The organism is Ruegeria sp. BI12 (genome assembly GCF_056537985.1).
In genome coordinates, this window is record NZ_JBQFSL010000001.1 from 1,802,788 (window position 1) to 1,829,565 (window position 26,778).

The 26,778-nt window shown below is 57.7% G+C and carries 27 protein-coding genes and 1 riboswitch; of the genes, 14 read left to right on the forward strand and 13 right to left on the reverse strand.

Translation table 11 applies throughout. From position 1 onward, the window contains the following. Nucleotides 1-138: 138 nt before the first annotated feature. Both folE2 and metZ read right to left on the reverse strand, forming a co-directional pair. Nucleotides 139-1,242, reverse strand: coding sequence for a GTP cyclohydrolase FolE2 (folE2, locus tag ACR0AK_RS09180; RefSeq protein ID WP_480793089.1), 1,104 nt, complete (start codon nucleotides 1,240-1,242; stop codon nucleotides 139-141). 169 nt (nucleotides 1,243-1,411) lie between these two features. Then, nucleotides 1,412-2,602 carry an O-succinylhomoserine sulfhydrylase gene (gene metZ, locus ACR0AK_RS09185; protein ID WP_480793090.1) on the reverse strand — a complete coding sequence of 397 codons (1,191 nt, stop codon included), beginning with the start codon at nucleotides 2,600-2,602 and terminating at the stop codon, nucleotides 1,412-1,414. 65 nt (nucleotides 2,603-2,667) lie between these two features. Further along, nucleotides 2,668-2,745, reverse strand: a riboswitch (SAM riboswitch). Nucleotides 2,746-2,866: 121 nt separating this feature from the next. Between metZ and ACR0AK_RS09190 the strand changes: the two genes are divergently transcribed. Next, complete coding sequence (locus tag ACR0AK_RS09190; RefSeq protein ID WP_480793091.1) at nucleotides 2,867-3,556, forward strand: glutathione S-transferase N-terminal domain-containing protein; 690 nt, start codon at nucleotides 2,867-2,869, stop codon at nucleotides 3,554-3,556. Between the two features lie 14 nt (nucleotides 3,557-3,570). Here ACR0AK_RS09190 and ACR0AK_RS09195 read toward each other — a convergent pair whose 3' ends face one another. Both ACR0AK_RS09195 and ACR0AK_RS09200 read right to left on the reverse strand, forming a co-directional pair. Then, nucleotides 3,571-4,686: a Hint domain-containing protein gene (locus ACR0AK_RS09195; RefSeq protein WP_480793092.1), complete on the reverse strand. Its 1,116-nt coding sequence runs from the start codon at nucleotides 4,684-4,686 to the stop codon at nucleotides 3,571-3,573. A 93-nt stretch (nucleotides 4,687-4,779) separates the two neighbouring features. Further along, a complete protein-coding gene (locus ACR0AK_RS09200; protein ID WP_480793093.1) occupies nucleotides 4,780-5,154 on the reverse strand; it encodes an OB-fold nucleic acid binding domain-containing protein in 375 nt (124 codons plus the stop codon). Between the two features lie 127 nt (nucleotides 5,155-5,281). Here ACR0AK_RS09200 and ACR0AK_RS09205 point away from each other — a divergent pair, with 127 nt between their 5' ends. Further along, nucleotides 5,282-5,605, forward strand: coding sequence for a 2Fe-2S iron-sulfur cluster-binding protein (locus ACR0AK_RS09205; protein ID WP_170557989.1), 324 nt, complete (start codon nucleotides 5,282-5,284; stop codon nucleotides 5,603-5,605). Next, the gene (locus ACR0AK_RS09210; RefSeq protein ID WP_480793094.1) at nucleotides 5,605-6,348 is read left to right on the forward strand and encodes an FG-GAP repeat domain-containing protein; all 744 of its coding nucleotides are present in this window, start codon (nucleotides 5,605-5,607) and stop codon (nucleotides 6,346-6,348) included. The genes ACR0AK_RS09205 and ACR0AK_RS09210 overlap by 1 nt, the downstream gene beginning before the upstream one ends. Before the next feature lie 70 nt (nucleotides 6,349-6,418). Here ACR0AK_RS09210 and purD read toward each other — a convergent pair whose 3' ends face one another. Next, nucleotides 6,419-7,681, reverse strand: coding sequence for a phosphoribosylamine--glycine ligase (purD, locus tag ACR0AK_RS09215; RefSeq protein ID WP_480793095.1), 1,263 nt, complete (start codon nucleotides 7,679-7,681; stop codon nucleotides 6,419-6,421). Nucleotides 7,682-7,755: 74 nt separating this feature from the next. Here purD and xseA point away from each other — a divergent pair, with 74 nt between their 5' ends. Next, on the forward strand, nucleotides 7,756-9,249 hold the full coding sequence (gene xseA / locus ACR0AK_RS09220) for an exodeoxyribonuclease VII large subunit (protein WP_480793096.1): 1,494 nt from the start codon (nucleotides 7,756-7,758) through the stop codon (nucleotides 9,247-9,249). Between the two features lie 10 nt (nucleotides 9,250-9,259). On the opposite strand, the gene ACR0AK_RS09225 is transcribed toward xseA, so the two are convergent. Beyond that, nucleotides 9,260-9,655, reverse strand: a complete 396-nt coding sequence (locus ACR0AK_RS09225) for a hypothetical protein (RefSeq protein ID WP_480793097.1) — start codon at nucleotides 9,653-9,655, stop codon at nucleotides 9,260-9,262. Between the two features lie 133 nt (nucleotides 9,656-9,788). Here ACR0AK_RS09225 and ACR0AK_RS09230 point away from each other — a divergent pair, with 133 nt between their 5' ends. From ACR0AK_RS09230 to ACR0AK_RS09250, 5 genes are all read left to right on the forward strand, one after another. Continuing rightward, complete coding sequence (locus tag ACR0AK_RS09230; RefSeq protein ID WP_480793098.1) at nucleotides 9,789-10,427, forward strand: lysoplasmalogenase family protein; 639 nt, start codon at nucleotides 9,789-9,791, stop codon at nucleotides 10,425-10,427. Nucleotides 10,428-10,485: 58 nt separating this feature from the next. Further along, a complete protein-coding gene (ftsY, locus tag ACR0AK_RS09235; protein ID WP_480793099.1) occupies nucleotides 10,486-11,649 on the forward strand; it encodes a signal recognition particle-docking protein FtsY in 1,164 nt (387 codons plus the stop codon). Between the two features lie 87 nt (nucleotides 11,650-11,736). After that, the gene (locus ACR0AK_RS09240) at nucleotides 11,737-12,639 is read left to right on the forward strand and encodes an EamA family transporter (protein ID WP_480793100.1); all 903 of its coding nucleotides are present in this window, start codon (nucleotides 11,737-11,739) and stop codon (nucleotides 12,637-12,639) included. A gap of 16 nt (nucleotides 12,640-12,655) precedes the next feature. Beyond that, nucleotides 12,656-13,261 (forward strand): inner membrane-spanning protein YciB, encoded by a 606-nt coding sequence (locus tag ACR0AK_RS09245; RefSeq protein WP_170558005.1) that lies wholly within the window; start codon nucleotides 12,656-12,658, stop codon nucleotides 13,259-13,261. A gap of 160 nt (nucleotides 13,262-13,421) precedes the next feature. Beyond that, complete coding sequence (locus tag ACR0AK_RS09250) at nucleotides 13,422-14,090, forward strand: Crp/Fnr family transcriptional regulator (protein WP_170558007.1); 669 nt, start codon at nucleotides 13,422-13,424, stop codon at nucleotides 14,088-14,090. A gap of 220 nt (nucleotides 14,091-14,310) precedes the next feature. On the opposite strand, the gene ACR0AK_RS09255 is transcribed toward ACR0AK_RS09250, so the two are convergent. The 6 genes from ACR0AK_RS09255 to rpiA form a co-directional block, all read right to left on the reverse strand. Further along, nucleotides 14,311-15,807, reverse strand: a complete 1,497-nt coding sequence (locus tag ACR0AK_RS09255; protein ID WP_480793101.1) for a Do family serine endopeptidase — start codon at nucleotides 15,805-15,807, stop codon at nucleotides 14,311-14,313. Between the two features lie 131 nt (nucleotides 15,808-15,938). Continuing rightward, a complete protein-coding gene (locus ACR0AK_RS09260; RefSeq protein WP_170324515.1) occupies nucleotides 15,939-16,133 on the reverse strand; it encodes a DUF2065 domain-containing protein in 195 nt (64 codons plus the stop codon). Continuing rightward, nucleotides 16,133-17,011 (reverse strand): protease modulator HflC, encoded by an 879-nt coding sequence (hflC, locus tag ACR0AK_RS09265; protein WP_170558009.1) that lies wholly within the window; start codon nucleotides 17,009-17,011, stop codon nucleotides 16,133-16,135. Before hflC ends, ACR0AK_RS09260 begins: the two co-directional genes overlap by 1 nt. Continuing rightward, nucleotides 17,011-18,156 (reverse strand): FtsH protease activity modulator HflK, encoded by a 1,146-nt coding sequence (gene hflK / locus ACR0AK_RS09270; protein ID WP_170558011.1) that lies wholly within the window; start codon nucleotides 18,154-18,156, stop codon nucleotides 17,011-17,013. The genes hflC and hflK overlap by 1 nt, the downstream gene beginning before the upstream one ends. Before the next feature lie 72 nt (nucleotides 18,157-18,228). Next, nucleotides 18,229-19,587: a glutathione-disulfide reductase gene (gene gor, locus ACR0AK_RS09275; protein ID WP_480793102.1), complete on the reverse strand. Its 1,359-nt coding sequence runs from the start codon at nucleotides 19,585-19,587 to the stop codon at nucleotides 18,229-18,231. A 323-nt stretch (nucleotides 19,588-19,910) separates the two neighbouring features. Next, the gene (gene rpiA / locus ACR0AK_RS09280; protein ID WP_480793103.1) at nucleotides 19,911-20,696 is read right to left on the reverse strand and encodes a ribose-5-phosphate isomerase RpiA; all 786 of its coding nucleotides are present in this window, start codon (nucleotides 20,694-20,696) and stop codon (nucleotides 19,911-19,913) included. A 167-nt stretch (nucleotides 20,697-20,863) separates the two neighbouring features. On the opposite strand from rpiA, the gene ACR0AK_RS09285 reads away from it, so the two are divergent. From ACR0AK_RS09285 to ACR0AK_RS09300, 4 genes are read left to right on the forward strand one after another with little or no spacing between them, the layout of a single operon-like run. Further along, entirely contained in the window at nucleotides 20,864-21,565 is a 702-nt protein-coding gene (locus tag ACR0AK_RS09285) for a glutathione S-transferase family protein (protein ID WP_480793653.1), read from the forward strand. Between the two features lies 1 nt (nucleotide 21,566). Next, nucleotides 21,567-22,940, forward strand: coding sequence for an L-serine ammonia-lyase (locus ACR0AK_RS09290; protein ID WP_480793104.1), 1,374 nt, complete (start codon nucleotides 21,567-21,569; stop codon nucleotides 22,938-22,940). A 24-nt stretch (nucleotides 22,941-22,964) separates the two neighbouring features. Then, nucleotides 22,965-23,375: a GFA family protein gene (locus ACR0AK_RS09295; RefSeq protein ID WP_480793105.1), complete on the forward strand. Its 411-nt coding sequence runs from the start codon at nucleotides 22,965-22,967 to the stop codon at nucleotides 23,373-23,375. A 39-nt stretch (nucleotides 23,376-23,414) separates the two neighbouring features. Continuing rightward, the gene (locus tag ACR0AK_RS09300) at nucleotides 23,415-24,329 is read left to right on the forward strand and encodes a DMT family transporter (protein ID WP_480793106.1); all 915 of its coding nucleotides are present in this window, start codon (nucleotides 23,415-23,417) and stop codon (nucleotides 24,327-24,329) included. Here the strand turns inward: ACR0AK_RS09300 and ACR0AK_RS09305 are convergent. Then, nucleotides 24,274-24,981, reverse strand: a complete 708-nt coding sequence (locus tag ACR0AK_RS09305; protein ID WP_480793107.1) for a thiamine diphosphokinase — start codon at nucleotides 24,979-24,981, stop codon at nucleotides 24,274-24,276. The two genes, ACR0AK_RS09300 and ACR0AK_RS09305, sit on opposite strands and share 56 nt — an antisense overlap. 122 nt (nucleotides 24,982-25,103) lie before the next feature. Here ACR0AK_RS09305 and ACR0AK_RS09310 point away from each other — a divergent pair, with 122 nt between their 5' ends. Beyond that, nucleotides 25,104-26,717, forward strand: coding sequence for a hypothetical protein (locus ACR0AK_RS09310; RefSeq protein ID WP_480793108.1), 1,614 nt, complete (start codon nucleotides 25,104-25,106; stop codon nucleotides 26,715-26,717). Nucleotides 26,718-26,778: the final 61 nt, after the last annotated feature.

Genomic DNA, 26,778 nt, shown 5'->3' on the forward strand with positions numbered 1-26,778 from the left:
AACAGAAATTCGCCAGCCACGGCTGCATTCCGCATCAGTGTAACGTGAACCACTGTGCGAATGCAGCACGAATTGCCGCGCTGCGGCGGAAAACCGCTTTTAGTCTAGTATTGATACTTTATTGATCCACTCTGCCCGTCACCCGACGTGGAACAGGGTGGTGAACAACCGTGGGTCAAGACTGGGCGATACAAAGGTCGGACCTTCAGTCAGAACCGAAACCGCATCATGGCTGTGCAGGCTTTCCTGATGGCTTGCGACCACGCGGAAATCACCGATATGGTGATCGGCCAGCAATTCGGCACAGAACAAGCGGGCCGCATCTTCGACAAAGATTGGATTGGCAGCATTTAGCTCGGCAAAGGCCTGTTCATCCTCGCGTTTGACCATCACCTGCGTTTCGGTCGGAACGGCACGGCGGCAGATGGCAATCAGATCTTCGAACCACAAACAATCCGTGTCGCAGTCGACCACCACAGATATCCGCGCCACCGAGCGTTGGGAATGCGGCGTTGCCAGCTGTCCACGTGTCGAACGCGCATGTTCGCTAAGCTCCAACGAACATGGGCAGGTCGAGGAATAAACGTAATCCAGATGCATAATCTTCTGGCGCACACCACCCTGTTCGACCAGCTCCAACGCGATGTCGTAATACTGGTACCCCTCCAGACCGGACCGCAGGCTTTGAACCCGGTCGGGGTAGGAAAACCGCATCTGAATGCGCGCATCAAAGCTGTCCAGATCGGTCATGTAGTCATCCAGCGCGGCCTCCATAACCTCAAAGCTGAATGTCCGTTCGGCGTGCTTGTAGAACGAGCGCATGATCCGGGACATGTTGATGCCCTTCTTTTCGGCATCAAGGCTGACAGTGCCAGTAACCGAGGTCTCAAGCGCCAAATCATCGCCATTCTTGCGGTGAAATCGGATCGGCAGACGGAAGTTCGAGATACCAACATGCTGGATTTGCTGCTTGGCGCCCCGGATCAGGCTGGACGGGCCATTCTGCAGATCCGGCAAGGTCGCGCGATACGTACTGTCAACGGTAAAGCCTTCTGGGTACTCGCGCGACAGAGACGGATAGTTTACGGGCACCAGACCAGGAACAAGACGCGCAATTGCCGGGTCAAGCTGGCTGATCTCGGCCTCGGTCGCGGACTCGGCCCATTTGCGCAATGTCTTCAACGCGGCTGCGGCTTCGTCATTGTCGGGCATATCCTCAATGTCGCGGGGGTGCACGTTCATCGATCGGGTTCCTCGGTTGGTCGCCGGACATTATTCGGGTTCGGCTTGCTTTTCAGTTTAGCTTTATACGCTGAAAAACACAGCCCGGATCGAAATTCGGCGAAAAACGCATGACTTACGTCATTTTCACCTAGGTTCGACCCGGTTTTCAGTAAACCGCTGCGGCAAGTTAACGTTGCGACACGTCCAGCGCGTGTTTGATGTCTGCAAGCAGGTCGCCCGCATCCTCCAAACCGACGGAAAAGCGGATCAAGCCCGGTGTGATGCCCAATTCGTCCTTCTGATCGTCGCTCAGACGCTGATGCGTAGTCGTTGCGGGGTGTGTCGCGATTGACTTGGCATCGCCCAGATTGTTCGAGATGACGGGGATCGTCAGCGCGTTCAGGAACGCAAACGCCGCGTGCTTGCCGCCCTTGATATCCAGCGAAAGGACCGTTCCGCCTTTACCGCCCAATTGGGTTTGCACCAACGCGTTTTGCGCATGGGTCTTCAAACCCGGATAGAGCGTGCGTTCCAGCGCCGAATGCCCCTCCAGAGCTTCGGCAATGGTCTGCGCCGTCTCGGCCTGCGCGTTCACGCGCAGAGCCATCGTTTCCAGCCCCTTCAGCATGATCCACGCATTGAACGGGCTCAACGCACCGCCAGTGTGCTTAAGGTAGGGCTCAACCGTTCCCCGGATGAAGTCCTTGGTACCAATTATGACACCACCCAGAGCTCGCCCCTGCCCGTCAATGTGCTTGGTCGCGGAATAGACGACAACATCTGCACCCTGCTCGATTGCGCGCGAGAAGACGGGCGTGGAAAAGACATTGTCCACGATCACGACCGCACCGACCGCATGGGCCAGTTCGGCAACCGCAGAAATATCGATCACCTCGAGCGTCGGGTTTGACATGGATTCAAAGAAGACGGCTTTGGTCTCTGGCCGGATGGCAGCTTTCCAGGCATCCAGATCGGTGCCGTCGACAAAGGTAACGTCTACACCATAGCGGGTCAGGATATTTTCAAGAATGTACAGGCAGGACCCAAACAGAGCCTTGGCCGACACCACATGATCGCCAGCCTGCAGCATCGAGGTCAGCGCCGCATTCACCGCAGCCATACCTGACGCGGTTGCAAAAGCATCCTCGCCGCCTTCCAACGCCGCAATGCGCTGTTCGAACATGGAAACGGTCGGGTTGCCATAGCGGGCATAGATGAACTCATCCGGGCCAGTCTCGATGAACCGTGCTTCGGCCTGCTCGGCAGTCTCATACACAAAGCCCTGCGTCAGAAAGATCGCCTCGCTGACTTCGTTATATTGGCTACGGCGGGTGCCGCCATGGACGGCTTGGGTGCGTTTGTTCCAGCTCTCGCTCATCTCATTCCTCTCGACCCTTGTCTGGCAAGGGCAACAAAAAAACCCCAGACGCGGTCAAGCGAAAGGGGCCTTTCATCCTGACCTTTTAGCGGTGTTGTTTAGCGTGGCCCGCAATCCGGTAACAAATCGCCACGTAGCTTCTGCGACGCAAATACGCCGCGCGTCCTTGGCCGTCAAGTCCGCTTGCCATGTGTCACGCTTTCGTAACCGCCTCTTGCCGATTGCTCAGAATACATCATGATCTCGTCAACCTAAGGAGGCACTATGATCGATCTGTATTTCTGGCCCACGCCGAATGGTTGGAAGGCATCCATCGCTTTGGAAGAGATGGAGCTGCCTTACACCACCCACCTGATCAATATCGGCAAGGGTGATCAGTTCGACCCCGAGTTCCTGAAAATCGCCCCCAACAACCGCATGCCCGCAATCGTCGACCCCGACGGTCCTGACGGTGCGCCGATCTCGGTTTTCGAGAGCGGCGCGATCCTGATGTACCTGGCCCGCAAGACAGGTCGCTTTTACGGCAACACCGAGCGTGACCGGATCGCAGTCGAGGAATGGCTGATGTGGCAGATGGGCGGCGTCGGCCCGATGGCTGGTCAGGCGCATCATTTTCTCAAATACGCGCCGCAACTGGACCCGCCGCAGGACCTGCCTTACCCCAAAGACCGATACCGGTCGGAAGTTGCACGCTTGTATGGGGTGCTGGATCGTCGGCTGTCTGAAAACGAATACGTCGCGGGCGATTTCTATTCCATCGCCGACATGTCAATCTGGGGCTGGGCCAGCCTGTGGGAGGGTCAGCAGCAGGTTTTAGACGATAAACCCCACTTTACCCGCTGGCTCGAAACGGTCAGCGCCCGCCCCGGCGTTAAAGCCGGACGCGCGCTACATGCCGAGTTACGTGGAGACCATCGGGACAAGCAATCCCAGGGGGTTTTGTTCAAGCGGTGAAACGACTTGAACACCTACTGCATGTATTGCGAAATCACCATTGCAGCTTCGCGTTTTCTGAGGACCTTCGCTGCAGTTGGTCCGTACCCCCATGGCAAGCTTTCAAAAATGTCAGGGAAGATTTCAGCGAGTTCCAATTGCGCTTCATGCGCCATGCCCTTTAACGCGATATCCCCTGGAAACAGACTTTCCGTATATGCGCCGTTTGACACCACAATCTCGTGCTTGTCGAAAATAAAGTGGTAATAGACGACACGGCAAGAATCCGAGACAACCTCAACCCCCGGCAGATCTAACAGGAACTTCGCGGGTACCAGAACGTCTGCATCCTCAAAAAGCAATTCCAGCCCGGCAGCAGAAACAAGTATCCGGTGGTTGGGCGACACAAAAAGGTCGGATGCTGGCAATCCTTGGCCCAATGCTCCTTTGGCAATTCTAACGGGCTTCAGATGGCATTTGTCAGCACGTGAGACATCAATCGACCGTGATCCGATCCACTTGATCTCTTTAGCCTGCCCCTCAGCGGTCAAAACCAGATCGCCGACCTCAAGCGTTTCAACAGCCTTTTCACCCGACGGTGTCCCGATCAGTGTGCCCTGAACGAAACAAGGGACGTCAACGATTGCATCCGGGTCTGTCGTATCCGGCGCATTGTCCGGTGTCACATTTGACGGGGTAGAGTCGTAAGCAACACCTGGTACCAACGGTTCAGAGGTTATGTAACCCGCAAGAACGCCGTCCACTTCAACCCTGTATACGGTGATTGTACCGCCATCGGGATCTGAAAGCGCATAGGATTCTTCAAGATAGATGTTCCCATTTTCGGTAAGGCCGGAAATGGGATTGCCGTCCAGATCTGTAACAAGACCTTGTTGGGTCAGGTCATCCCCGATTTCGTTGTTGAAACGGTCTCCATTGAAATCCGTACCATTGTCAGGGTCACCGTTGACAAGCGGCGGTGGCCCGGGTTCGTCCTCAACATTGAATACGCGCCGGTCTGTGCTGGGATCGTAGGTTGGTGACAGAGTGACTGTACCAAAACCAAACACCGTTACCGATATAACGTCAGGCGAGTAACCTATGTAGGAATAGTTTGCCACGTGAAACCTCGGACCAATTACGGTGCTCAATGTTCATCGATCAGGATGCCTTGTGTCCATCAGTTTCTGCGACGTTCCTTCAAAATGCAAATATTCGATTTTTAATGCATCTTTTCTGCCAGATTATACAGCCTCCCCCCGCACCAACACATCCAACATCCCCGAAATATCCTCGATCTCTTCCGCGATCACATGGGTCACCGAATGCGCCCGCTGCATCCGACCGGTGACCTTCAGCAACCGCCCTGAGATCACCGCGCGGCGAAACTGCTCGTAGATCTTGCGCCAAACCACCACATTCACGATGCCGGTCTCATCCTCAAGCGTGACAAAGATCACTCCCTTCGCTGTGCCCGGCCTCTGCCGTAGGATCACCAGCCCCGCAACGGTCACCAGCGCCCCTTCGGGCGGGTCATCCAACCGATTGGCGGGCACGCATGCAGGCGGGCGCGGCCAGGTCCGGTCCGAAGATGCAGGGCGGGAAGACAACACAATCATGGGAACAAAAATAGAACATACGCAAGGAAAGTCCATAGGCGGCGTGACGAGTCGCAAATGATACTGGAAAGAGCTAAATGCCTTCACTAAGGAAGAATTCGACAAGCGAAAAAGGAAGACGCACGCAATGGCAAAGATCACCTATGTCGAGCACGGCGGTACCGAACATACAGTCGACGTCGCCAACGGCCTGACCGTCATGGAAGGGGCCCGTGACAACAATATCCCCGGCATCGAGGCCGATTGCGGCGGCGCCTGCGCCTGTTCGACCTGCCATGTCTATATCCACCCCGACTGGGTCGAAAAGGTTCCGGCCAAGGATGACATGGAAGAAGACATGCTGGACTTCGCCTACGAGCCCGACCCGGCCCGCTCACGCCTGACCTGCCAGATCAAGGTCACCGACGATCTGGACGGGCTGGTCGTTCAAATGCCGGAAAAGCAGATCTGATGCACTCCAAAGCGCCGCGCCAACCCGAACGCCTCTGGCATCGTCGGGCACGCGGCGCGCTGCTGGCACTATTTTCGGGGCTGGCAGGCGTGTCTCCATCAATTGCCGACACGATAACAATCGCTCGTTTCATAGAGCCCACCACACGCTATGCCCACGGGGTTTTAGGTGACAATATAGAGTACGGCGCACTAGAGCTGACCGTTAACGATGAGGTGTTCACCGTTCGCCTGCCTCTCGACAGAGTATTTGAAGACCTCGCCCCGCGGCTAGTAGATGTAGACGCGGATGGCAAAAGCGAGGTCATCGTTGTCGAATCTCACAATCAAACAGGCGCTCAGCTGGCCATATACAACTCGCGCGGAGAAAAGATTGCCGCGACGCCCCATATCGGCACTCGCTATCGCTGGCTCGCTCCGGTCGGCGCGGCCGATCTGGACGGCGACGGTAACGTCGAGATCGCCTATGTCGATCGCCCGCATTTGGCCAAAATCCTGCGCATCTGGCGCTTTGCCGACGACGAGCTTACCGAAATCGCGTCTCTGCCTAATCTCACAAATCACCGCATTGGAGAGGACTATATCTCCGGCGGCCTGCGCAATTGCAGCGGCAATCCGGAACTGATCCTTGCCAGTGGAAACTGGGAACGCATAGTCAGCGTCTCATACGAAAACGGCTGGGCCGAAACCGACCTCGCCCCCTTCACAGGCCCCAAAAGCCTAAAGCGCGCGCTGGACTGCTGATCTGTCTAATAATGTAGTTGGGGTGTAAGGCCTCAGGCCAAGGGGCAAAGCCCCCTTCCTCGTTAACTGCTCACAGTGCCCGCCAGCCGATATCCCGGCGATAAAAGCCTTCTGGCCAATCCACGCCCTCAACCATCGCGTAAGCCCGATCCCGAGCCTTCTGCAACGTCTCGCCGCGGGCCGTTACATTCAACACGCGCCCGCCTGCAGCCTGTACCTGCCCCTCAGAGGTCTTGGTGCCGGCGTGAAAGACCATGTTACTGCTATCTTCAGGAAGAGCGTCCAAGCCCCTTATCGCGGTCCCTTTTTCATAAGATCCAGGATAGCCTTGCGCCGCCATCACAACTGTCATTGCATGATCGTCGGCCCAGTTAACCTGCGTTTCGCTCAAACGCCCCTCGGCCGCGGCATGAAGCAAATCCAGCACCTGCGCGCCAAGGCGCATCATCAGGACCTGGCATTCCGGGTCACCAAAACGGACGTTGTATTCAACCAACCTTGGCTGGTCGTCCTTGATCATCAGGCCCGCGTACAAGACGCCCTGAAACGGCATACCCCGGCGTTTCATCTCGGCCATGGTCGGACGCACGATTTCTTCCATCGCCCGCGCCTCAATCTCGGTGCTGAGAACGGGTGCAGGCGAATACGCCCCCATGCCGCCGGTATTCAGACCTGTGTCGCCCTCGCCTACGCGTTTGTGGTCCTGTGCCGTGCCGATGGCCAGGATGTCCTCACCATCACACAGCACGAACAAGGACGCTTCCTCGCCCTCCATGAATTCCTCGATGACCACCTCGGCACCCGCGCCGCCGAATGCTCCGCCGAACATGTCATCAATGGCGTCCAGCGCGGTTTTCTCATCCATGGCCACGATCACGCCTTTGCCTGCGGCCAGACCATCGGCTTTAACCACGATCGGCGCGCCCTGCTCGCGGATATAGACCTTGGCAGGTTCAGCTTCGGTGAAACGTGCATAGGCTGCCGTGGGCGCGTTCGAAGCGTCGCAGATTTCCTTGGTGAAACTCTTGGACGCTTCCAGCTGCGCGGCATCGGCAGACGGTCCAAAGACCAGCACACCTGCCTCGCGCAAACGGTCGGCAACCCCGGCAGCCAGAGGCGCTTCGGGGCCGACTATCACGAAATCAATCGCGTTCTCTTCGGCAAAGCTGACAACCGCACCGCCATTCTCGATATCCAGCGCAGCACAATCAGCGATCTGTGCAATCCCAGCATTTCCCGGCGCCACGATCAGACGGTCACACTTGGGGTTTTGCATCACCGCCCAGGCGAGGCTGTGTTCGCGCCCGCCGCTGCCGAGAATAAGGATGTTCATGAAGGTCTCCGATCTGCTTGGCCTCGCCTTCCGGGCGTTCTAAGCTGGCCGGGCATTTGACACAAGGCGCTGAAATGTCCGACCTGCTTGATGACCCGATCCCGGGCCAAAACACCCCTGAATACTCCGTTTCTGACATCTCGGGCGAAGTAAAACGCACGCTCGAAGGCGCGTTCGGGCGAATCCGGGTACGCGGTGAGGTTGGCCGTGTTTTCAAGGCGCGCTCGGGCCATCTGTATTATGACATCAAAGATGATCGCAATGTTTTGGCCTGCACCACCTGGAAGGGTCAGGTTTCCAACCTGTCCGTCGTCCCGGAAGAAGGTCTTGAGGTCGTGGTCACCGGCCGCCTGACGGCTTTTGGTGCGCAGTCAAAATATAACCTGAACGTCGACGAGGTTGCCGTCGCAGGACAGGGCGCGCTGATGGCCCTTCTGGAAAAACGCAAAAAGCAGCTTGAGGCCGAAGGCCTGTTTGCGCCTGAACGAAAACGACAGCTGCCTTACCTGCCCCACATCATTGGCGTGGTGACCTCACCATCCGGAGCCGTGATCCGAGATATCCTGCACCGCCTGCGCGATCGCTTCCCGCGCAAAGTGCTGATTTGGCCCGTCGCTGTGCAGGGGGCCAACTGCGCCCCTGAAGTTGCGCGTGCGATCGAGGGTTTCAACAAACTGACACCGGGCGGTGCACTACCCCGGCCCGATCTGATCATCGTCGCGCGCGGCGGTGGATCCATCGAGGACCTGTGGGGCTTCAACGAGGAAATCGTCGCGCGCGCAACTGCGGCATCCGATATTCCGTTGATTTCTGCGGTGGGTCACGAAACGGACACGACGCTGATCGATTTTGTTTCGGATCGCCGTGCGCCAACACCGACCGCTGCCGCCGAACTTGCTGTTCCCGTTCGTATGGAACTGCTGGCTTGGACCGGCGAACAAGGCGCGCGTCTTTCTCGTGCCGCGACGGACGCGGTTCAAAGGCGTTCTCAACGACTTCGCGACCTTTCCCGCGCGTTGCCTCGCCCAGACAGCCTTTTAAACACTCCGCGTCAACGCCTTGATTTGATTGCGGATAGACTTACACCCGCCCTGAACCGCGGCGTTCAAAACCGGCGTTTGCAAGTGGTCGAGCTGTCGGCCCATCTGCGCCCATCGACATTGCGTACCCTCGTTTCAACCAGAAACGAGGCGTTGCGGAATCTATCCTCCCGCCTCTCGCTGCGTCCGATCCAAAGAGAGATCGAACAACAACGGCAGAATATCAACAGGTTGGCGGATCGAATGAACGCAGCGCAGGCCACGCGCCTGGATCGGATGCGGCAACAACTGGACGCCGCCGACCGCCTGCGTGAAACACTCAGCTATAAGGCGACGCTGCTGCGTGGCTACGCCGTGGTTCGCGCCGGGGGCGAGGTCCTGACGACCAAGAAACAGGCGTCAAAACACAGCGCCTTCGAAATCGAGTTCGCGGATGGCCTGCTGAATACAGGTCAGCCCACGACCTCATCTGCGACGCCAAAACGATCCGCAAAGAAAGATGCACCGGATCAGGGTTCACTCTTCTAGGCAAACACGGTCAGACACCAACTTCGGGGCCAAGACAGACCATCTCTTCATTGACGTCTTCGGCCTCGTACAATTCAGTGGCATCCAAATTTCCTTCGAACAGAGCGATCAACCCGCCGTCAGACTTGGTAAAGACCCAGCATTGCGGATCAATCCGGTCTTCGTAAACAAAGCAGATCTGGTCCGCTTGTTCGTACCAGACACCCTCTTTGCAATTGCCGTCCAGAAACGACCAGATCACACGGCGATTAGGCAAATAGCGCTCGACCCCGTACACCGTTCCTTGAAACCCGTAAAACATGGTTTTTCCACGCGTGTAGGTGTCGAATTCAGCCCCTGTCAGTGCTGGTTGAGCAGCAGCCGTCTGCGCGGCAACGGTCAATAGAATCGCAAGGTATCTCAGCATAGGAGCATTCTGCCAGATGCACGTCAGGCGCGCCAATACACAACTGCCGTCGCACGGATGCCTTAACGTCACCGCTTGAGTTGCGACGACCATCCCGGTGATGCTGCTAAAAAATCCAACCGGGGGAAACTTCATGACGACCGCTCTTTTCTGGATCGCTGCAGCGAGTGCTTTGACCTACTTGCCGATGTCTCCACGATCTGCCAGCGCTCTGCGGTCCCTCTTCAAGACAGCCTCTGTCGCACTTTTGGCCGTTACGGCGGTTCTAAGCGGCGCCCCCGTGCTCTTGTCCCTCGCGTTGGCCTTGTGTGCACTGGGCGACGCACTGCTATCGCGTGAGACGGATTCGACCTTCATGGCTGGGATCGGCGCATTTGCAGCGGGCCATTTGGCATACATCGCCCTGTTTCTCAGCTACCCGGCCAGTGATACCGCCCTGATCCTGGGCAAACCCGGTTATTTCTGGTCGCTGGTCATCCTTGGGATCGTGGCCGCGACCCTCCTCGCCCCACGCGCCGGAGATCTCAAGGTACCGGTTCTATGCTATATTCCGATTATTCTCGGTATGGGGCTAACGGTTCTCGCCGTGCCCGAAGCAGGCGCGCTGCGTTGGGCTCTGCCCGCCGCACTGGCTTTCATCGCGTCAGATCTCATCCTGGCAACAGAGAAGTTTTTGCTGCCCGTCGATCATCCAGCGCTGCGCTTCACGCCCTACATGATCTGGGTCCTTTACTGGGGCGCGCAAGCCGGGCTGTTGATTGCGTTTTTGTGACCCTTTGCAACTGCCGCAAATCCGCATTAGGTGAGGGGAACACCTGCGGAGACCAAAAATGGCGTTTTTCTCAAAGCTAAAGGACAAGCTGTTCAAATCCTCGTCCCGCCTCGAACAGGGGCTGGACGCCATCGTCGAAGACGGTGGCGAGGAAACTGCCGCCCCCGACCCCATTATCCCCGAGCCCGAGCCGCAGCCCGAACCGGTTCCAGAAGTTCCACAACCTGTGCCGGAAACGCCGGACCCTGCGCCCGCACCACAACCTGTCGAGACGCCAGAACCCGCGCCCATCGACCCAACACCTGCCCCACCCCCACCCGAAGACGCACCATCCAAAGGTATGCTCGGGCGTTTCTTTGGGCGTAGCGAAGCCAAGGCGGTCGTTCGCCGTACCTTGGACGACGATATGTTGGAGCAGTTGGAAGAGCTGTTGATCGCCTCGGATATGGGAGTGGACACCGCCCTTCGCGTAACCTCAAACATGGCTGAGGGGCGGCTGGGCCGAAAGCTGTCTACGCAAGAGATCAAGCAATTACTGGCCCAGGAAGTCGCCCGCGTGATGGAACCCGTGGCCAAACCGCTGCCCATCTACCCCAAACGCCCGCAAGTCGTGCTGGTCGTTGGCGTGAACGGGTCCGGCAAAACCACAACAATCGGCAAGCTAGCCAGCCAGTTCAAAGCGGCCGGCAAAAAAGTCGTGATCGCGGCCGGAGATACATTCCGCGCCGCCGCTGTCGAACAGCTTCAAGTTTGGGGCGAACGTGCAGGTGTGCCAGTTCTGACTGCGCCGGAAGGATCCGATCCTGCGTCACTGGCGTTTGACGCGCTGACCCGCGCCCAGCAAGAAGGTGCAGACCTGCTGATGATCGATACCGCCGGCCGTCTGCAAAACCGTTCGGACCTGATGGAAGAGCTGGCCAAGATCGTCCGGGTGATCCGCAAAGTTGACGAGACCGCCCCGCACAACACGCTGTTGGTACTGGACGCCACCACCGGCCAGAACGCGCTGAGCCAGGTCCAGACTTTCCGCGACCTCGCCGACGTATCAGGGCTGGTCATGACCAAACTCGATGGCACCGCAAAGGGGGGCGTGCTGGTTGCACTGGCCGACAAGTTCGGCCTGCCGATCCATGCCATCGGAGTCGGAGAGCAAATCGACGACCTGGCCCCATTCGACCCCGAAGAATTCGCAGCCGCCCTCACCGGCCTCGACCAAAGCTGATCCGCACCTTCATCTGGCCCCAAGTAACTTCCGGGGGTCTGAGGGTGGAAGACCCCCAACCTCTCCATCCAGCGGAAAGACTGACATTTGAGCGACTGGCTGATTTCTCTCGAAGGCACCGAAGCGGGCCACCAACTGGCCCTTGGGCTTGCCCTCATGGCAGCCTTCCTGCATGCAGTTTTTGGCGCGTTACAGAAAGGCCGTCACGATCCGTGGCTGTCCCGGGGCGCAATCGACGCCTGCTATTGCCTGATGGCAGCCCCGTTCGCCTTTTTCGTTGTGCCCTGGCCGGAACCCTATATGTGGCCGATCTTCGCGGTCGTCTGGCTAATCCACATCGCCTACAAGGTCCTTCAGGCCATGGCTTATACCAAGGGCTCATACACCGTCGTCTACCCGGTGGTACGCGGAACTGGCCCCCTGTTCACGGTTATCGGCGCATATCTTTTGTTCGGCGAAACCTTTACCAGCATCCAATGGTTCGGCGTTCTGGTTCTGCTGGCCGGGATTTTCGGGCTAGCCGCTTACAATTTACGGTATCTTGAAACCAACCGCGAAACACTGGGTATGGCGCTGACGCTGGCAATCGCGACCGGGCTGTTCGTGGCCCTCTACACCACGTATGACGCCTATGGTATTCGCGCCACTGCCGACCCGTTTACCTTTCTGGCTTGGTTTTTCATGATCGATGGGTTTGCGATGCCGATTTACGCCTTCCTCAGATGGCGCACCATGATAAACCGACCCGCGATTGGTCCCCTGATGGCGCGGGGGTTGGCCGGTGGCATCATCGCGCCTATGTCCTTCGGAGCAATCATGCTGGCCACAAGGCTGGACAAGGTCGGCGAAGCGGCAGTTCTGCGAGAAACCTCGACGGTCTTTGCAGCGCTGATCGGGTGGCTGGTGTTGAAAGAAACGGTGGGGCCAAGACGTGTCGCCCTGATGGCATTGATTGCATTGGGCGCCGTAATAGTTGAAATGGGCGGATAGGCAGCAAGGAACCGACATGTCAGGCAAAAAAGAAATCAATCCGTTTCTGAAACAAGTGCTGGAACTTGGCCCCCCGCTGGCCTTCTTCTTCATCTACCTACGCCTGCGTGACGACAGTTTTCTGATTGGCGGCATCGAGTATTCCGGCTTTATCGTTGCCACGATCATCTTCGTACCACTGATGCTGGCAGCTATGGGTATCCTCTGGTACCTGACCGGTAAACTCAGCCGGATGCAGATATTCACCGCCTTTATGGTCATCTTCTTCGGTGGCCTGACCGCGTGGTTCAATGACGAGCGGTTTTTCAAGATGAAAACAACGCTGGTTTATGGCTTCTTCTCGGCCATCCTGGGAATTGGATTGCTGCAAGGGAAATCCTACCTGGCCTATGTCCTTGAGGATATGCTGCCGATGCGCCATGAGGGCTGGATGATTCTGACCCGCCGGCTATGCGGCTGCTTTGCAGTTTTGGCCGTTGCCAACGAATTTGTTTGGCGCACAATGTCGACGGATCTGTGGGTCAAGATCGAAACTTTCGCCTTTCCAATCGCATTGATGGCGTTTCTGATGTTGCAGTTCAGCCTGCTGCAACGCTACATGGATGACCCCGACCACCAATAGGCGAGTAGCGCGGCTTGCCGCACAGCCAATACGTTTGCGTTCATGTTGAGACCTTAAACAGCGGGCCTATGGGCAAACCAATAAAAACCTTGGAATAATAGCCCGGCTGTGGAACATTGGGTCACCACTCAAAACCAGCAGCCGGGGACCGCTCAACCACATGACAGCACTCCCAAACAGCGGATTTCTGTCCGAGGCATCAGACCGTCTCAGGGCGATGCTTTCATCACTCGCGACCGAGATTTCCCTGAACCAGGGACAGGTGTTGTTTGAGCAAGGGGATGAAGGCGATGCGCTCTATGTGATTTCGGAAGGCACGCTTGAGGTTTCCTTTCTTGCGATGAGCGGACGCAAGCTGTCTTTGACCCTTATGAAACCGGGCGAAGTGTTTGGTGAGATCGCGTTGTTCGATAGCGGGCCGCGCACGGCGACGATTGCGGCGGCCGAGCCATCGAAAGTTCTGCGCGTGCGCCGCAGTGACGTCATGGACCAGATCCGACAGCATCCCGATCTTGCGGTCGATATGATCCGGCTGGCGGGACTGCGCATGCGCTGGATGGGGTCACAGCTGAACGAACAGGTGTTCCTGCCAATGCCCATTCGTCTGGCCCGCAAATTGCTGCATCTGTCCGCTCTTCAGGACGATCCGGCCATGCGTATTACCCTGTCCCAAAGCGAGCTGGCTGAGTTCGTCGGCGCCACCCGCGAGGCGGTATCCAAAACGATTTCCACGTGGAAACGGGATAAAGTTGTCGAGGCGTCGCGCGGTGGGCTGATGATCCAGGATTTCAACGCCCTTAAAGAGCTGGCGGAATCTGACCTGATCTGACTTGTGACCTCCTTCACATACGACGCATACCAAAATAGCTAATGTCTTAGTTGTTACCGTAGGAGGTCAGAGAATCATCCCCGATATCTGTCCACTGACCTCTCCCTGTACCAGAGCCACACGCCTCCCCGGCGTGTGGCTCAGTTACTTTCAGCGTCACGTAGAATTGAAAAAGGCCAGAGCATTGCCCTGGCCTTGTTAGAGAGTTTGATGGGATGCGTTACTCGTCCAGAGTCAGCGCGACAAACCGTGGGTCTCCGCCGCGGCGTACAAGCAACAACAGCGATTTACGCCCAGCTTCACGCGCTTCTTCCATGCGTGCTTCCAGATCTTCAATCGACGTCACCTTTTGCTGCCCGGCCTCAGTGATTAGGTCACCGGCGCGCAGACCCTTGGAAAACGCTTCCGAGGATTCATCCACTTCGGTAACAACCAGCCCGTCTGCGTCCTCTTCAAGACCAAGATCGGTGCGTAGCGTGTCCGTAAGTGGCGAAATGGTCAGGCCCAGAATGTCTGCGTTTTCGTCCGCTGGCGCTTCCGAAGTTTCCTCGTCGCTCTGTTCGGCCCGCTCGGCATCCTCGCGACGTCCCAAGGTAACCAGAACGGTCTGCGTGCCACCATCGCGGTGAACGACGACGCGCACAGACTTACCAACGGTCGTCTCGCCAACTTGGCGCACAAGACCGCGTGTATCTTCGACCTCGACCCCATCAAAGCTGAGGATCACGTCACCGGCTAACAGACCAGCATCCTTGGCAGGGCCATCCGGAACATCACTGATCAGTGCGCCGCCCGGCTTTTCAAGCCCCATTGCTTCGGCCATGTCTTCCGTCACGTCTTGAATACGTACGCCCAGCCAGCCGCGTCGGGTCTCACCGAATTCACGCAATTGGTCGACCACCTTGACCACGACATTGGATGCCATCGAAAAGCCGATCCCGATTGAGCCACCATTAGGCGACAAAATCGCAGTGTTCACGCCGATCACTTCACCATTCATATTGAACAGCGGCCCGCCCGAGTTGCCCCGGTTGATCGCTGCGTCGGTCTGGATGTAGTCGTCGTAAGATCCGCTGAGCGCCCTATTCCGAGCCGACACGATCCCTGCAGAAACCGAGAACCCCTGCCCCAGCGGGTTGCCCATGGCAATAACCCAATCTCCGACACGGGCGATGTCGCTGTCACCAAACTGCACGTATTTTAACGGGCCTGTAGCCTCGACTTTGAGCAGCGCTATATCGGTTTTCTCATCTGTGCCGATCACCTTGGCAGGCAATTCTTTGGCAGGCTGGCCATCGCCGGGGAAGAACTCCACAAGTATTTCATCGGCCTCGGCGATTACGTGATTGTTTGTGACGATGTAACCGTCTTCGGAAATCACAAATCCCGAACCTAACGCGTTGCTGCGACGTGGTCGGTTATCGCCATCACCGCCTCGGTCGCGATCCTGAAAATCCCGAAAAAAATCTTCGAAAGGAGACCCTTCGGGCACAATGCCCTGTGGTCCCGTCTGACCCTCGATCAGGGTTGATGTCGTGATATTGACGACAGCCGGGCTGATCTGCTCGGCAAGTGGTGCAAGGCTTTCGCTTCGCGCCTGCGCCGAGACGGTTTGCGCCAGAACCAGCATCATCCCCACCAGAACCAGCCACATCAGCCGCGTGAAACCAACACCCTCGTCCTGCCGGACCGAAATACTGCGTGCTTGTGCCTGCACTTGGGAACTCCTTGTCAACAAGTCTCGTCAAAATGCCCTTGGGCAAATCTTCTCAGGAACCAATGTAGTCGGTTTGTCCCTGCCCGCAACTCGGGATCGCGGGGAAATCACCTGCAAGTGAGGTCACCACGTCAAAAGCCGACCTGATATGCGCCCCATAGCAGCACAAGACCACTGACCACGCACAGCAAACCGGCCAACCGCCGGGCCTGCTCGGGTAGTGACCGCAGCGCCTCTAGCATACGCTCAATAAGCGAAGGGGCCAGCGCATAGGCCAGCCCCTCAACAATCAACACCAGCCCGAAAGCCAGAAGGATCAGGCCCATTACCGGCCAGCCTGCCCGGTGGGCGATTTCAGGTAGTTAAAGAACTCGGAATCCGGGCTCAGCACCATCGAGCTGTTTCCGCCCTGCAGCGCGTTTTCATACGCGCTGAGCGAGCGGTAGAATTCAAAGAACTCCGGGTCTGCGCCATAGGCTTCGGCAAAGATTGCGTTGCGTTCGGCGTCTGCCTCACCGCGAATGATCTCGGCCTCACGTCGGGCGTCCGATACCAGCTCCACCACGGTCCGGTCTGCCTGCGCACGCACGCGCTGCGCCGCCTCGTTACCACGGGCACGTTCGTCGGTCGCTTCGCGTTCCCGTTCGGCTTTCATCCGGTCGAATGTGGCCTCAAGGTTGGCCTGAGGAAGATCGGTCGCTTTCAAACGCACGTCGATCACATTCACGCCCAGCGCCTGCGCTTCGGCAATCGCGCTGTTACGGATGCGCAGCATCAGCGCCGCACGGTCCGAGCTGAGGATGTCACGGGACGAAACCGAACCCAGTACTTCGCGTGTTTCGGCGCGCAGGATGCGGTCCAGGCGGTCTTCGGCAACCGGGATACCACCGACACCAACGGCCTGACGGAACCGGTTCAGATCAGAAATCCGGTAACGCGCGAATGCGTCGACAACCAGACGACGGTCATCCAGAGGTGTTACCTCGAGCGGCTGAACGTCAATTGACAGGATGCGGTCGTCATAACGCACGACTTCCTGAATCACCGGAATCTTGAATGCCAGACCCGGCTCTTCCTTGACTGCGACAACGCGACCAAACTGCAGAACCAGCGCGCGTTCACGTTCATCAACGATGAAAATCGAAGACAAGCCAACGACGCCCAGAATCACAACCAGAATAAGGATAATAGGTGACTTACGCATCAGTTGCTCTCCCCTGCAGGGCTACGGCGCAACTCGTTGAGCGGCAGGTAAGGCACAACGCCCTGGCCCTGACCGGTCGAGTTTTCGTCCAGAATGATCTTGTCGACGTCACCCAAAACCTGTTCCATCCGCTCCAGATACAGACGTTTTCGGGTCACGTCAGGTGCTTTTGAGTACTCTTCCAGAACCGCGCTGAAACGGCTGGCTTCACCCTGTGCACCGTTGATCTGCTGCGCGCGATAGCCTTCAGCCTCTTCCAGTACCTGCGCCGCTTCACCACGGGCTTCCGCCAGGACGCGGTTAGCGTAGGCATCCGCCACATTCTGCAGGCGGTCACGTTCCTGTGCCGCGGCCTGAACGTCACGGAAGGCCGCGATCACGTCTTGTGGTGGGTCGGCCTTGTCAAAGTTGACGCGGACAATGTTGATGCCTGAATCATAACTATCCATTGTGGATTGAATCAGTTCCTGCAAACGGTCTGCAATGATACCGCGATCCCGGTTCAGGATCGGAGCCAATTCGCTCTGCGCGATAATCTCACGCATAGCCGATTCCGACACCGCGCGGATGGTCTGGCGCGGGTCGCGCAGATTAAACAGGTACTTGGCCGGATCGTTGATGTTCCAGACCACCTGATAGTCGATATCAACCACGTTCTCGTCGCCGGTCAGCATCAGGCCATCATCGCTACCGCGGGCCCCGCCCATGTCCTCGGTCTGTTCGCGCGTGACCGGGATAACCTCGGCGGTCACGAATGGCCAAGGCGCAAAGTTCAGACCCGGATTTCCTACGGCTGAGAATTCACCAAGAAACAGTTCAACCGACTGTTCTTCGGGTTTGACTGTGTAGAAGCTGGCCGCCCCCCACAATACCGCCGCCACGACGACACCGATAAGAACCGTGCCTTTGGTGAAGATGGGGCCACCACCGCCAGAACCCTGACCATTGCCACCGCGGCCCGAACCGCCGCGACCGCCCATCAGGACGCGCAGTTGCTCCTGACCCTTTTTCATCAGCTCATCGATCTCGGGGATCTGCGGGCTGTCGCCTTCGGGGGGCTTGCGCCCGTCCCCGTTGTTACCCCGATTTCCTCCGCCGCCCGAAGAGCCTCCGCCCCCCCAGGGGCCGCCGCTGTTGCCCGCCATATGTATCTATTCCCTTGTGTTGGACCGTGTGATCACGGGTTCCCTTGTAACTTGTGTGCGCGCGGTTGCAAATCAAGCAGTGCGTACAGGTTGCCGCATTGTCACCAATTCCTCGGCCATGACCGGGTGAACGGCGACTGTACGGTCGAAATCTTCCTTGGTTGCGCCCATTTTGACCGCGATGCCCGCCAACTGAATCATCTCCCCCGCACCGGGCGCAACAATGTGGCAGCCCAGCACTTTGCGAGTCGCCTGGCTGACGATCAGCTTCATCAAGACGCGCTGCGTTCCACCGGCAAAGGCCTTTTGCATCGGCTTGAACGAAGTCGCGTACACTTCGACAGGTTCCTGCGCTGCGGCCTCTTCTTCGCTCAGGCCCACGGTGCCAAACTCCGGCTGAGTGAAAATCGCGGTTGGGATCAATTCGTGATCGACCGGCGTTGGATTGCCTTTAAACACCGTTTCGACAAAGGCCATCCCTTCACGGATCGCAACCGGCGTCAGGTTCACACGGTCGGTAACGTCACCGATTGCATAGATCGAAGGCACGCCAGTCTGGCTGTACTCATCCACCACGATCTCGCCTTTGCGACCGCGTTCCACGCCCAGCGCCTCAAGGCCCAGATTGTCGGCATTGGGTGCGCGACCGGTGGCGTACATGACCACATCGAACTGATCTTCGGTGCCATCAGTCGCTTTCACGCGGATCTTGTCACCTACTTTTGTCATTTCCAGCACATTGGTGCCAAGGCGAACGTCAATGCCGTTCTGACGCATTTCTTCGCAGATCAGACCGCGCGCTTCTTCGTCAAAGCCACGCAGGATTTGCGCACCACGGTAGAACTGAGTGGTCTTGACGCCCAACCCATTCATGATCCCGGCGAATTCGCTGGCGATATAGCCGCCACCGACGATCAAAATGCTTTGAGGCAGCTTTTCGAGGTGGAAGATCTCGTTCGAAGTGATCGCCAGGTCCGACCCCGGAAACTCAGGGATTACGGGACGACCACCGGTAGCGATCAGGATGTGCTTGGCCGTCTTGCGGGTACCATCAGCCAGCTCGACCGTATGGGGGTCCACTACGGTTGCGCGCTGATCAAAGCTTTCGACGCCGTTGTTTTTCAGGATATTGCGATAAATACCTTCCAGCCGATCCAGTTCCGTCACCAGCTTGCCGTGGAAGGTGTCCCAGTTCAAAGCACCGGACTGAATGTCCCAGCCATAGGCCTTCGCGTCGCCAACCATGCCCGAGAACTCACTGGCAAAAACCATCAGCTTTTTCGGTACACATCCCCGGATGACACATGTGCCGCCATAACGGTCTTCTTCGGCCAGAGCCACTTTGGCTCCGTTCTCGCCCGCAGCCACACGTGCAGCCCGGACCCCGCCCGAGCCCCCGCCGATGACAAAAAGATCGTAGTCAAAGCTCATTTGTCCTGCCTCTTCCATACTTCAGCAATCGCCAAATCGGCGTTGCTAGGGGTGTACTCTATCCGGCGCTGCTGTCCAGAGTGATCGCTGGGCACCAGCAGCTCTGATATCTCGAGTTTGCACAGGGGTTCGCTGCAGCGCTGTGATCAAACGCCCAGATATGCTCGTATTTCATTTATTCAACGGAGGCCCCTGCTTCTTGACCGACCACCCCGAGCACCAAGCTGAACAGGATCGAAATCGTTCGAGGTCGCAATTTCAATCATACCAATGCGAGTACCCAGAGTTTACAAATGAGAAAATTGGGTCTGCGCCTCTAGCGCTCAATCCGCCAGATCCGAAAACAGGTTCTCACCACCATGGACCAACTGATCCAACTCGAACGAGCCATCGTTGATATCGCGCAGCTCGACCCGGCCATCGCCGTGGCCGATCACAACTTTGTCACAGATGTCGATGAACAATCCATTCTCGACGACGCCCGGCACCTGGTTCAGCACCAGCGCCGTTTGACGAGGGTTACCGATCCGCTGAAGGCGGAGGTCCAGAATGTGATTACCCTCATCCGTGACAAACGGCGCCTCTCCGTTCATGCGCAGCGTGGCTGAGGTGCCAAGAACATCCATCGTATCCAGCGCCTCTTGAATCAGTGTCCGAGTGGTCTGCCAGCCAAATGGGATCACCTCGACCGGCAATGGAAACGCGCCCAGCGTTTCGACCTCTTTCCCTGCGTCGGCAATGACGATCATCTGATCGCTGGCCGTGGCGACAATCTTTTCTTGCAGATGCGCGCCTCCGCCGCCTTTTATCAGGTTTAGATCACCGTCGAACTCGTCCGCCCCGTCTATCGTCAAGTCCAGCCAACCCGCTTGATCCAGCGAGACGACTTCAATCCCCAACTCACGGGCCAGTTGTGCGGTGCGGGTCGAGGTTGGAACACCCTTGATCCGCAAACCTTCGTCTTGGACCCGCTCCCCCAGACGGCGGACCATCCAGGCAGCGGTTGATCCGGTGCCCAGCCCAACCCGCATTCCGTCCTGGACCATGTCAGCGGCCCGTCGCGCCGCTGCATATTTGGCCTTGTCGATGGGTGACAGATCTCCGGTCATTGCAGCATTCCCCCTTGGTATTGCGGATTTTATACGGAATCTCCGACCCAACTGCGAGGGCCAATTCACCCTTCCAACTGGCCAACTTGTCGCGAAACTACGCGTTTCCTATCGGAAACGTCGCAATCGGAGCGTTGAGCACGCCGGTCGGTGTATACATACAGGCCATGAACGCGCCCTACATACTGCACTATGCCCCCGACAACGCCTCTCTGGTGATCAGACTGGTGCTGGAAGAGATGGGCATACCGTATGAGACGGCCTTGGTGAATCGCCGGCAAAACGCGCAGGACAGCGCGGCATACAGGGGTTTGAACCCAAACGGGCTGATACCGGTCCTCGAAACGCCGAAAGGCCCTATCTTTGAAACAGCTGCCATCCTGTTGTGGCTGGCAGATACACACGCTCAACTGGCCCCCGCCCCTGACAGTCCGGACCGGGCGGCGTTTCTGAAGTGGCTCTTCTTTGCGTCGAACACATTGCACGCCGATCTGCGCATTCTGTTCTATGCCGAGAAATACATCGACGCATCACATGCCGAACAGTTGCGCAACGGAATTCGACCACGTCTGCGCCAACATCTTCGGATCTTGGATGACGTGGCCAAAACTGGACCAGTCTGGCTACATGCTGATCGGCCCTCAGTCCTGACGTACTATCTTGCTTGCCAAATGCGGTGGATGGCCCTTTATCCGGCCAATAGCGATCGCAGTTGGTTCCAACTGGCGGATACGCCTCATCTGCAAACCATTCTGATGAACCTCGAAAGCCGCCCCGCAACCCGGGCTGCCATCTCGGCAGAGGGGTTGGGGGTTACCCCCTTCACCAGTCCAGCTTATGCTAAACCTCCAGAAGGCTCTGCTACCTGATATGTTTCTGTCTGTCTTCGATATGTTCAAAGTGGGCATCGGCCCGTCCTCGTCACACACCATGGGTCCGATGGTTGCCGCCGCGCGGTTCCTCGACCTGATGCGCGAGTCTCCGTTTGAGTTTGCCGGTCTCAAAGGATCTTTGCACGGGTCGCTGGCCTTTACCGGCGTAGGTCATGCAACCGATCGGGCCACTATCCTTGGGCTGGCCGGGTTCGTTCCCGACACTTATGACAACGACAAGGCCGAGGCCGCGCTGGCTGCTATCGCGGAAACACATTCAGTCACGCCCGAGGGCCTGCCGACCCTGAAATTCGATCCCAAGACCGATCTGATCTTCGACTATGACCACAACCTGCCCGGTCACGCCAACGGCATGATCCTGATGGCAACGGATGCGCAAGGCGACGTGATCCTGCGGCAGGTCTATTACTCAGTCGGCGGTGGGTTTGTCCTGACCGAAGAGGAACTGGCCGAGGGCAAGGCCACCAACGACGGCCCGGCAGTGCCCTTCCCGTTCCACTCGGCAGCCGAAATGCTGGAGATGGCCAAGACCAGCGGCAAAAGCATCGCCCAGATGAAACGCGAGAACGAAATCGCGCGTGGCTGCGCTGACAGTTTCGCCAAGGGCACCGCGCGTCTTTGGGAAGTCATGAACAACTGCATCGAACGTGGACTGAAAACCGATGGCATCCTGCCTGGCGGTCTGAAGGTGCGCCGCCGCGCTAAGGGCATTCACGACGCATTGTTGGCCGAACGGGGTATGAACCTGAACGCTCCACACACCATCAATGACTGGATGAGCGTCTATGCGATGGCGATAAACGAGGAAAACGCGGCTGGTGGGCAAGTCGTCACCGCCCCCACCAATGGGGCAGCGGGCACAATGCCTGCGGTACTGCGCTATTACCTCGACCACGTTCCGGGTGCCTCGGAAAGCCATATCGAGGATTTCTTGCTGACAGCCGCCGCAATTGGCGGTCTGGTCAAATACAACGCTTCAATCTCGGGTGCGGAAGCCGGATGTCAGGCTGAGGTCGGTAGCGCTTCGGCCATGGCTGCTGCTGGTCTGTGCGCTGTGATGGGGGGCACACCTGAGCAAGTGGAAAACGCCGCGGAAATCGCGTTGGAGCATCATCTGGGAATGACATGCGACCCCGTTGCCGGGTTGGTGCAAGTGCCTTGTATCGAACGCAACGGGTTGGCGGCGATCAAGGCCGTCTCGGCAGCGTCGCTGGCACTGCGCGGCGATGGGAAACACTTTGTGCCACTGGATTCAGTGATCGAAACCATGCGCCAGACCGGCCATGATATGCACGAGAAGTACAAGGAAACGTCTCTGGGCGGGTTGGCGGTGAACGTGCCAAACTGCTGACACTGACAGTAACGGAGGACAATAATGCAAGGACACTGCCTGTGCGGCACCATCCGGTATGAGGTTGATCCTCCGGTCCTATCCTGCGTGAACTGCCATTGCGACAGTTGCCGACGGCAATGCGCCGCCCCCATGACGACCTATTTCGGCGTGCGGGACGGACAATGGCGCTGGACCGGAGCGCCGCCGAAAACATTCAATTCGTCCCCGGGTGTCGAACGCAGCTTTTGTCCCAATTGCGGCACGCCGATCTCATTTCGCTCGGAATCCATGTCCGACGTGCTGCATTTGTATGTCGCCACGTTGGACAATCCCAACCTTTTGCAGCCCACGCTGCACGTGGCACATGATGAACGGCTGGACTGGCTGAAACTGGGCGACGATCTGCCGGTCTGCATCGGACCGGATTACACAAAGGTACAGCCAATTTCATAGACGCTTTCAACCGGACGTCAAAACCCGTAGCGTCGCCACATGACCCAGGATCGCCCCGTTTTTGGCATCTTATTGATGCTGTGTTTTTGTGTGCTGGCGCCACTGGGCGATTCCATTGCCAAGCTTTTGGGTGAGACGACTCCGCTGGGCATGCTGGTCTTTGTTCGCTTTGCCGTTCAGGCGTTGATCCTGATCCCCTTGGTGGCCCTGAATGGCCGACACTGGCGTTTTCGCGGACGTCTTCTATGGCTAGCGTTCATTCGAACAGTTCTGCACATCATCGGCATCGCCGCAATGTTCAGCGCGCTGCAGTATTTGCCCTTGGCGGACGCGGTCGCCATCGCCTTTGTCATGCCCTTTATCATGCTGCTGCTCGGCAAATACGTACTGGGCGAAGAGGTTGGCATGCGCCGCCTGATCGCCTGCGTTGTGGGGTTCGTGGGGACTCTGTTGGTCATCCAACCCAGCTTTGTTCAGGTCGGCGCGGCCGCGCTGCTGCCCTTGCTCGTGGCGGTGGTCTTTTCGCTCTTCATGCTCGTTACGCGACAGATTGCCAAGGAAACTGATCCAATCGCCCTTCAAGCTGTGTCCGGAGTGATGGCGACATTTATGCTTCTGCCCGTTCTGGCGATGGGAACACTCGGCAATATTTGGGAGGTGTCCTTCGTCGTACCCGCGCGCGACAGTCACTTGCTGCTGATCGGGATCGGGGTTCTGGGCACCGTCGCGCATCTGTTCATGACCTGGTCGCTACGCTATGCCCCGTCCGCCACGTTGGCCCCCATGCAATATCTCGAGATCCCGGTGGCAACTCTCTTTGGTTTGTTGATCTTCCATGATCTTCCAGACGGATTGGCAGCAGCCGGTATTGGTATCACCGTAGCGGCGGGTCTTTATGTCATTCTGCGCGAACGGGCCAGTGCCCGGTCTGCCCCGACAGAAACGCCTGCATAAGCTGGTCCAGAGTGTATCTCGGCACCATCACCAACAAACCCGGCCCGTCCACCGTCAACTCGACATCCGCCAGCGCACGATTGGATGTGCCGACCTGCCCGCCGGGCTCCATCACCAGATCGTCGATAGCCCACTCCAACCCCTTGCTGGTGCCGGTCACTCGCCGAAATGGGAACAGTGAAACGACGTCGCCTGGCGTGATGCTTAGGGAAATTCTCGGTGGTGCGTGAAAGACGACTTCGGTCTCTCCCAACAGGATACAAAGTTTATCCTGCCTCTGAACCAAGGTGTTAAGAACGGCGAGTTGATGGTCCAGCCGCCCCCCCAGAAACCCTGCCCCAAGAACAACAGGCGCTTCGATGCTGCGCAAAGCCTTGTCAAAGTCTGTGCTGTTTTGTTCGCGTATGGGATACAACCGGTCCGCAGGAATTTGGTCTTTGTGCTGGCTGTGCAACGAATCGAAGTCGCCGATCACAGCGTCCGGGATGCGACCCGATTCCACCAATGGGGCAGCACCTCCATCTGCAGCCACCACCGTTTTGGCGCGAATCAGCATCACATTCAGGTCGTCAGGCCCGATTTCCCCGCCTCCGACCAGTGCAATTGGCTCAAATGACCGCACAATTGGGCGATTTTTACTTAGATTGATCATTTTTCCCGGATTTGGACACATTGAGACCACAAAATGATAGGTTCATGCAGAGAGTTCAGAGCCAATGGGTGTGCCTGCATAAGGCTGGTTGGCTCTCGTAGTTTGTAGAGGACGTGCGTCTGATGGTACAGAACAACAAGGTATTGACCGTTTCTTATGGAACCTTCTCCTGCACTTTGGAAGGCTTTGACGATTCATTCGAAACGATGAAGGCAATCGCAGAATACTTCCGCGACCTTTCCGCCGATGATCGGTATTTCGGTTCTGAACCCCCACAGCCTGACGCAGAAATGCTGACCCGTATCGCTCAGCGCGACGCCGCAAAACATGTGGAAGCCAGCCAAAGTGATTCCGGGCTGTTGCTGCGCGCGACCCAGCAAGCGGCAAAGCCTGCGCCTGCAGCGGTTGCAACTGCTGCACAGCCAGACCCGGCCCCCAGCACGACCCCCCCTGCGCAAGGCGCCGAGTCGTTCTTCGCAGATGCTGAACCGGTCGAAAGCGCGCCCGCACCGGCTGCGGACAGCATTGCCGCCAAACTACAGCGCATTCGCGCCGTCGTTTCGCATTCCGAAGAAAATTCGGTGGTTTACACCGAGGACGAGGAAACAGGCTTGGGCGATCAACCGGCCGCTCCGAAAGATGCGGTTGCCGCCGCGTTTGAAGCGGGCTCGCTTGATGTGTCGGACCTGACGGAAACGGACAAGCTCGAAACGGAAGTTGAACCAACTGCACCGACTTTTGAGGCGGAAGAAATCGACGACACTCCTGCTGTGGCCGAGCCGGTGGCGGACGCTGAAACGACAGAAGAACCGGAAGAATCCGTTCAGCCATTCTCGATGCCGCAGGACAACGACTACGAAGATGAAGAAGAGGCCCCCACGCCCTCTGCGCTGTTCACAGATCTTGAAGAAACGGCTGAGACCGATGAGCCGGGAAATATCCTGAGTGAAGAAGCCGAAGAGGATCAGATCGACGCGGTCGCCGAGTCCAAAGATGGCTATCTCACCGCCGAGGATGAGGCCAATGTTCTGAGTGAGATTTCGAAGGTCGAGGCTGCTATGGACGGCCGAGCGCCGGACGAAACGGCCCTGGATCAGGATATGTCCCGCCTGATGGACAAGGCAGACAGCCAGATGGACGACCCGGCGACCAGTACGCAGCGCGAAACATATTCACATCTGCGCACGGCAGTCGCAGCGACCGAAGCTGAGCGCGGGAACCAGCCGCGGGACGAAGACTCCGAAGAAAGCGGGTATCGTGGCGATCTGACGTCGGTCGTAAGCCCGCGCCGCCCCGAGATTCAAGTCACCAGCATGCGCCCGCAATCCGACACTTCATCCCCCTTGAAGCTGGTTGCAGAACAGCGTGTTGACACAAATGAACAGGACGCCGGCCCCGTGACCCCCCGCCGCGTCACCTCCAAATCAGAGGACGAAGCCAAGGAAGAAGGTGGCTTTGCACATTTTGCACAGGAACAAGGCGCACAATCGCTGCCCGACCTGTTGGAAGCTGCAGCCGCCTACTTGTCGTTCATCGAAGGTCAGGAACAATTCTCGCGCCCGCAGCTGATGAACAAGATTCGTTCGCTCAAGCAGGATGACTTCAACCGTGAAGAAAGCCTGCGCTCGTTCGGCCAGCTGCTTCGGGACGGCAAGATCGAAAAAGCCGGTGGCGGTCGTTTCGCAGCTTCAACGCAGATCGGGTTCCGCCCTGACGATGAACGCGCCGCGGGCTAAACTCGGAGAAATCAATAGAGAAAGGGGCCGATGCTAGCCATCGGCCCCTTTTCTGTGTGTA

Coding starts and splice junctions, on each gene's coding strand:
- ACR0AK_RS09225 (WP_480793097.1), bottom strand. CDS start 9,655: ATGCTGAGATACCTTGCGATTCTATTGACCGTTGCCGCGCAGACGGCT.
- metZ (WP_480793090.1), bottom strand. CDS start 2,602: ATGAGCGAGAGCTGGAACAAACGCACCCAAGCCGTCCATGGCGGCACC.
- ACR0AK_RS09295 (WP_480793105.1), top strand. CDS start 22,965: ATGCAAGGACACTGCCTGTGCGGCACCATCCGGTATGAGGTTGATCCT.
- xseA (WP_480793096.1), top strand. CDS start 7,756: ATGTCCGACCTGCTTGATGACCCGATCCCGGGCCAAAACACCCCTGAA.
- ftsY (WP_480793099.1), top strand. CDS start 10,486: ATGGCGTTTTTCTCAAAGCTAAAGGACAAGCTGTTCAAATCCTCGTCC.
- ACR0AK_RS09230 (WP_480793098.1), top strand. CDS start 9,789: ATGACGACCGCTCTTTTCTGGATCGCTGCAGCGAGTGCTTTGACCTAC.
- ACR0AK_RS09250 (WP_170558007.1), top strand. CDS start 13,422: ATGACAGCACTCCCAAACAGCGGATTTCTGTCCGAGGCATCAGACCGT.
- hflK (WP_170558011.1), bottom strand. CDS start 18,156: ATGGCGGGCAACAGCGGCGGCCCCTGGGGGGGCGGAGGCTCTTCGGGC.
- ACR0AK_RS09245 (WP_170558005.1), top strand. CDS start 12,656: ATGTCAGGCAAAAAAGAAATCAATCCGTTTCTGAAACAAGTGCTGGAA.
- rpiA (WP_480793103.1), bottom strand. CDS start 20,696: ATGACCGGAGATCTGTCACCCATCGACAAGGCCAAATATGCAGCGGCG.
- ACR0AK_RS09300 (WP_480793106.1), top strand. CDS start 23,415: ATGACCCAGGATCGCCCCGTTTTTGGCATCTTATTGATGCTGTGTTTT.
- hflC (WP_170558009.1), bottom strand. CDS start 17,011: ATGCGTAAGTCACCTATTATCCTTATTCTGGTTGTGATTCTGGGCGTC.
- ACR0AK_RS09310 (WP_480793108.1), top strand. CDS start 25,104: ATGGTACAGAACAACAAGGTATTGACCGTTTCTTATGGAACCTTCTCC.
- ACR0AK_RS09290 (WP_480793104.1), top strand. CDS start 21,567: ATGTTTCTGTCTGTCTTCGATATGTTCAAAGTGGGCATCGGCCCGTCC.
- ACR0AK_RS09200 (WP_480793093.1), bottom strand. CDS start 5,154: ATGATTGTGTTGTCTTCCCGCCCTGCATCTTCGGACCGGACCTGGCCG.
- folE2 (WP_480793089.1), bottom strand. CDS start 1,242: ATGAACGTGCACCCCCGCGACATTGAGGATATGCCCGACAATGACGAA.
- ACR0AK_RS09190 (WP_480793091.1), top strand. CDS start 2,867: ATGATCGATCTGTATTTCTGGCCCACGCCGAATGGTTGGAAGGCATCC.
- gor (WP_480793102.1), bottom strand. CDS start 19,587: ATGAGCTTTGACTACGATCTTTTTGTCATCGGCGGGGGCTCGGGCGGG.
- ACR0AK_RS09305 (WP_480793107.1), bottom strand. CDS start 24,981: ATGATCAATCTAAGTAAAAATCGCCCAATTGTGCGGTCATTTGAGCCA.
- ACR0AK_RS09205 (WP_170557989.1), top strand. CDS start 5,282: ATGGCAAAGATCACCTATGTCGAGCACGGCGGTACCGAACATACAGTC.
- purD (WP_480793095.1), bottom strand. CDS start 7,681: ATGAACATCCTTATTCTCGGCAGCGGCGGGCGCGAACACAGCCTCGCC.
- ACR0AK_RS09210 (WP_480793094.1), top strand. CDS start 5,605: ATGCACTCCAAAGCGCCGCGCCAACCCGAACGCCTCTGGCATCGTCGG.
- ACR0AK_RS09260 (WP_170324515.1), bottom strand. CDS start 16,133: ATGGGCCTGATCCTTCTGGCTTTCGGGCTGGTGTTGATTGTTGAGGGG.
- ACR0AK_RS09285 (WP_480793653.1), top strand. CDS start 20,864: ATGAACGCGCCCTACATACTGCACTATGCCCCCGACAACGCCTCTCTG.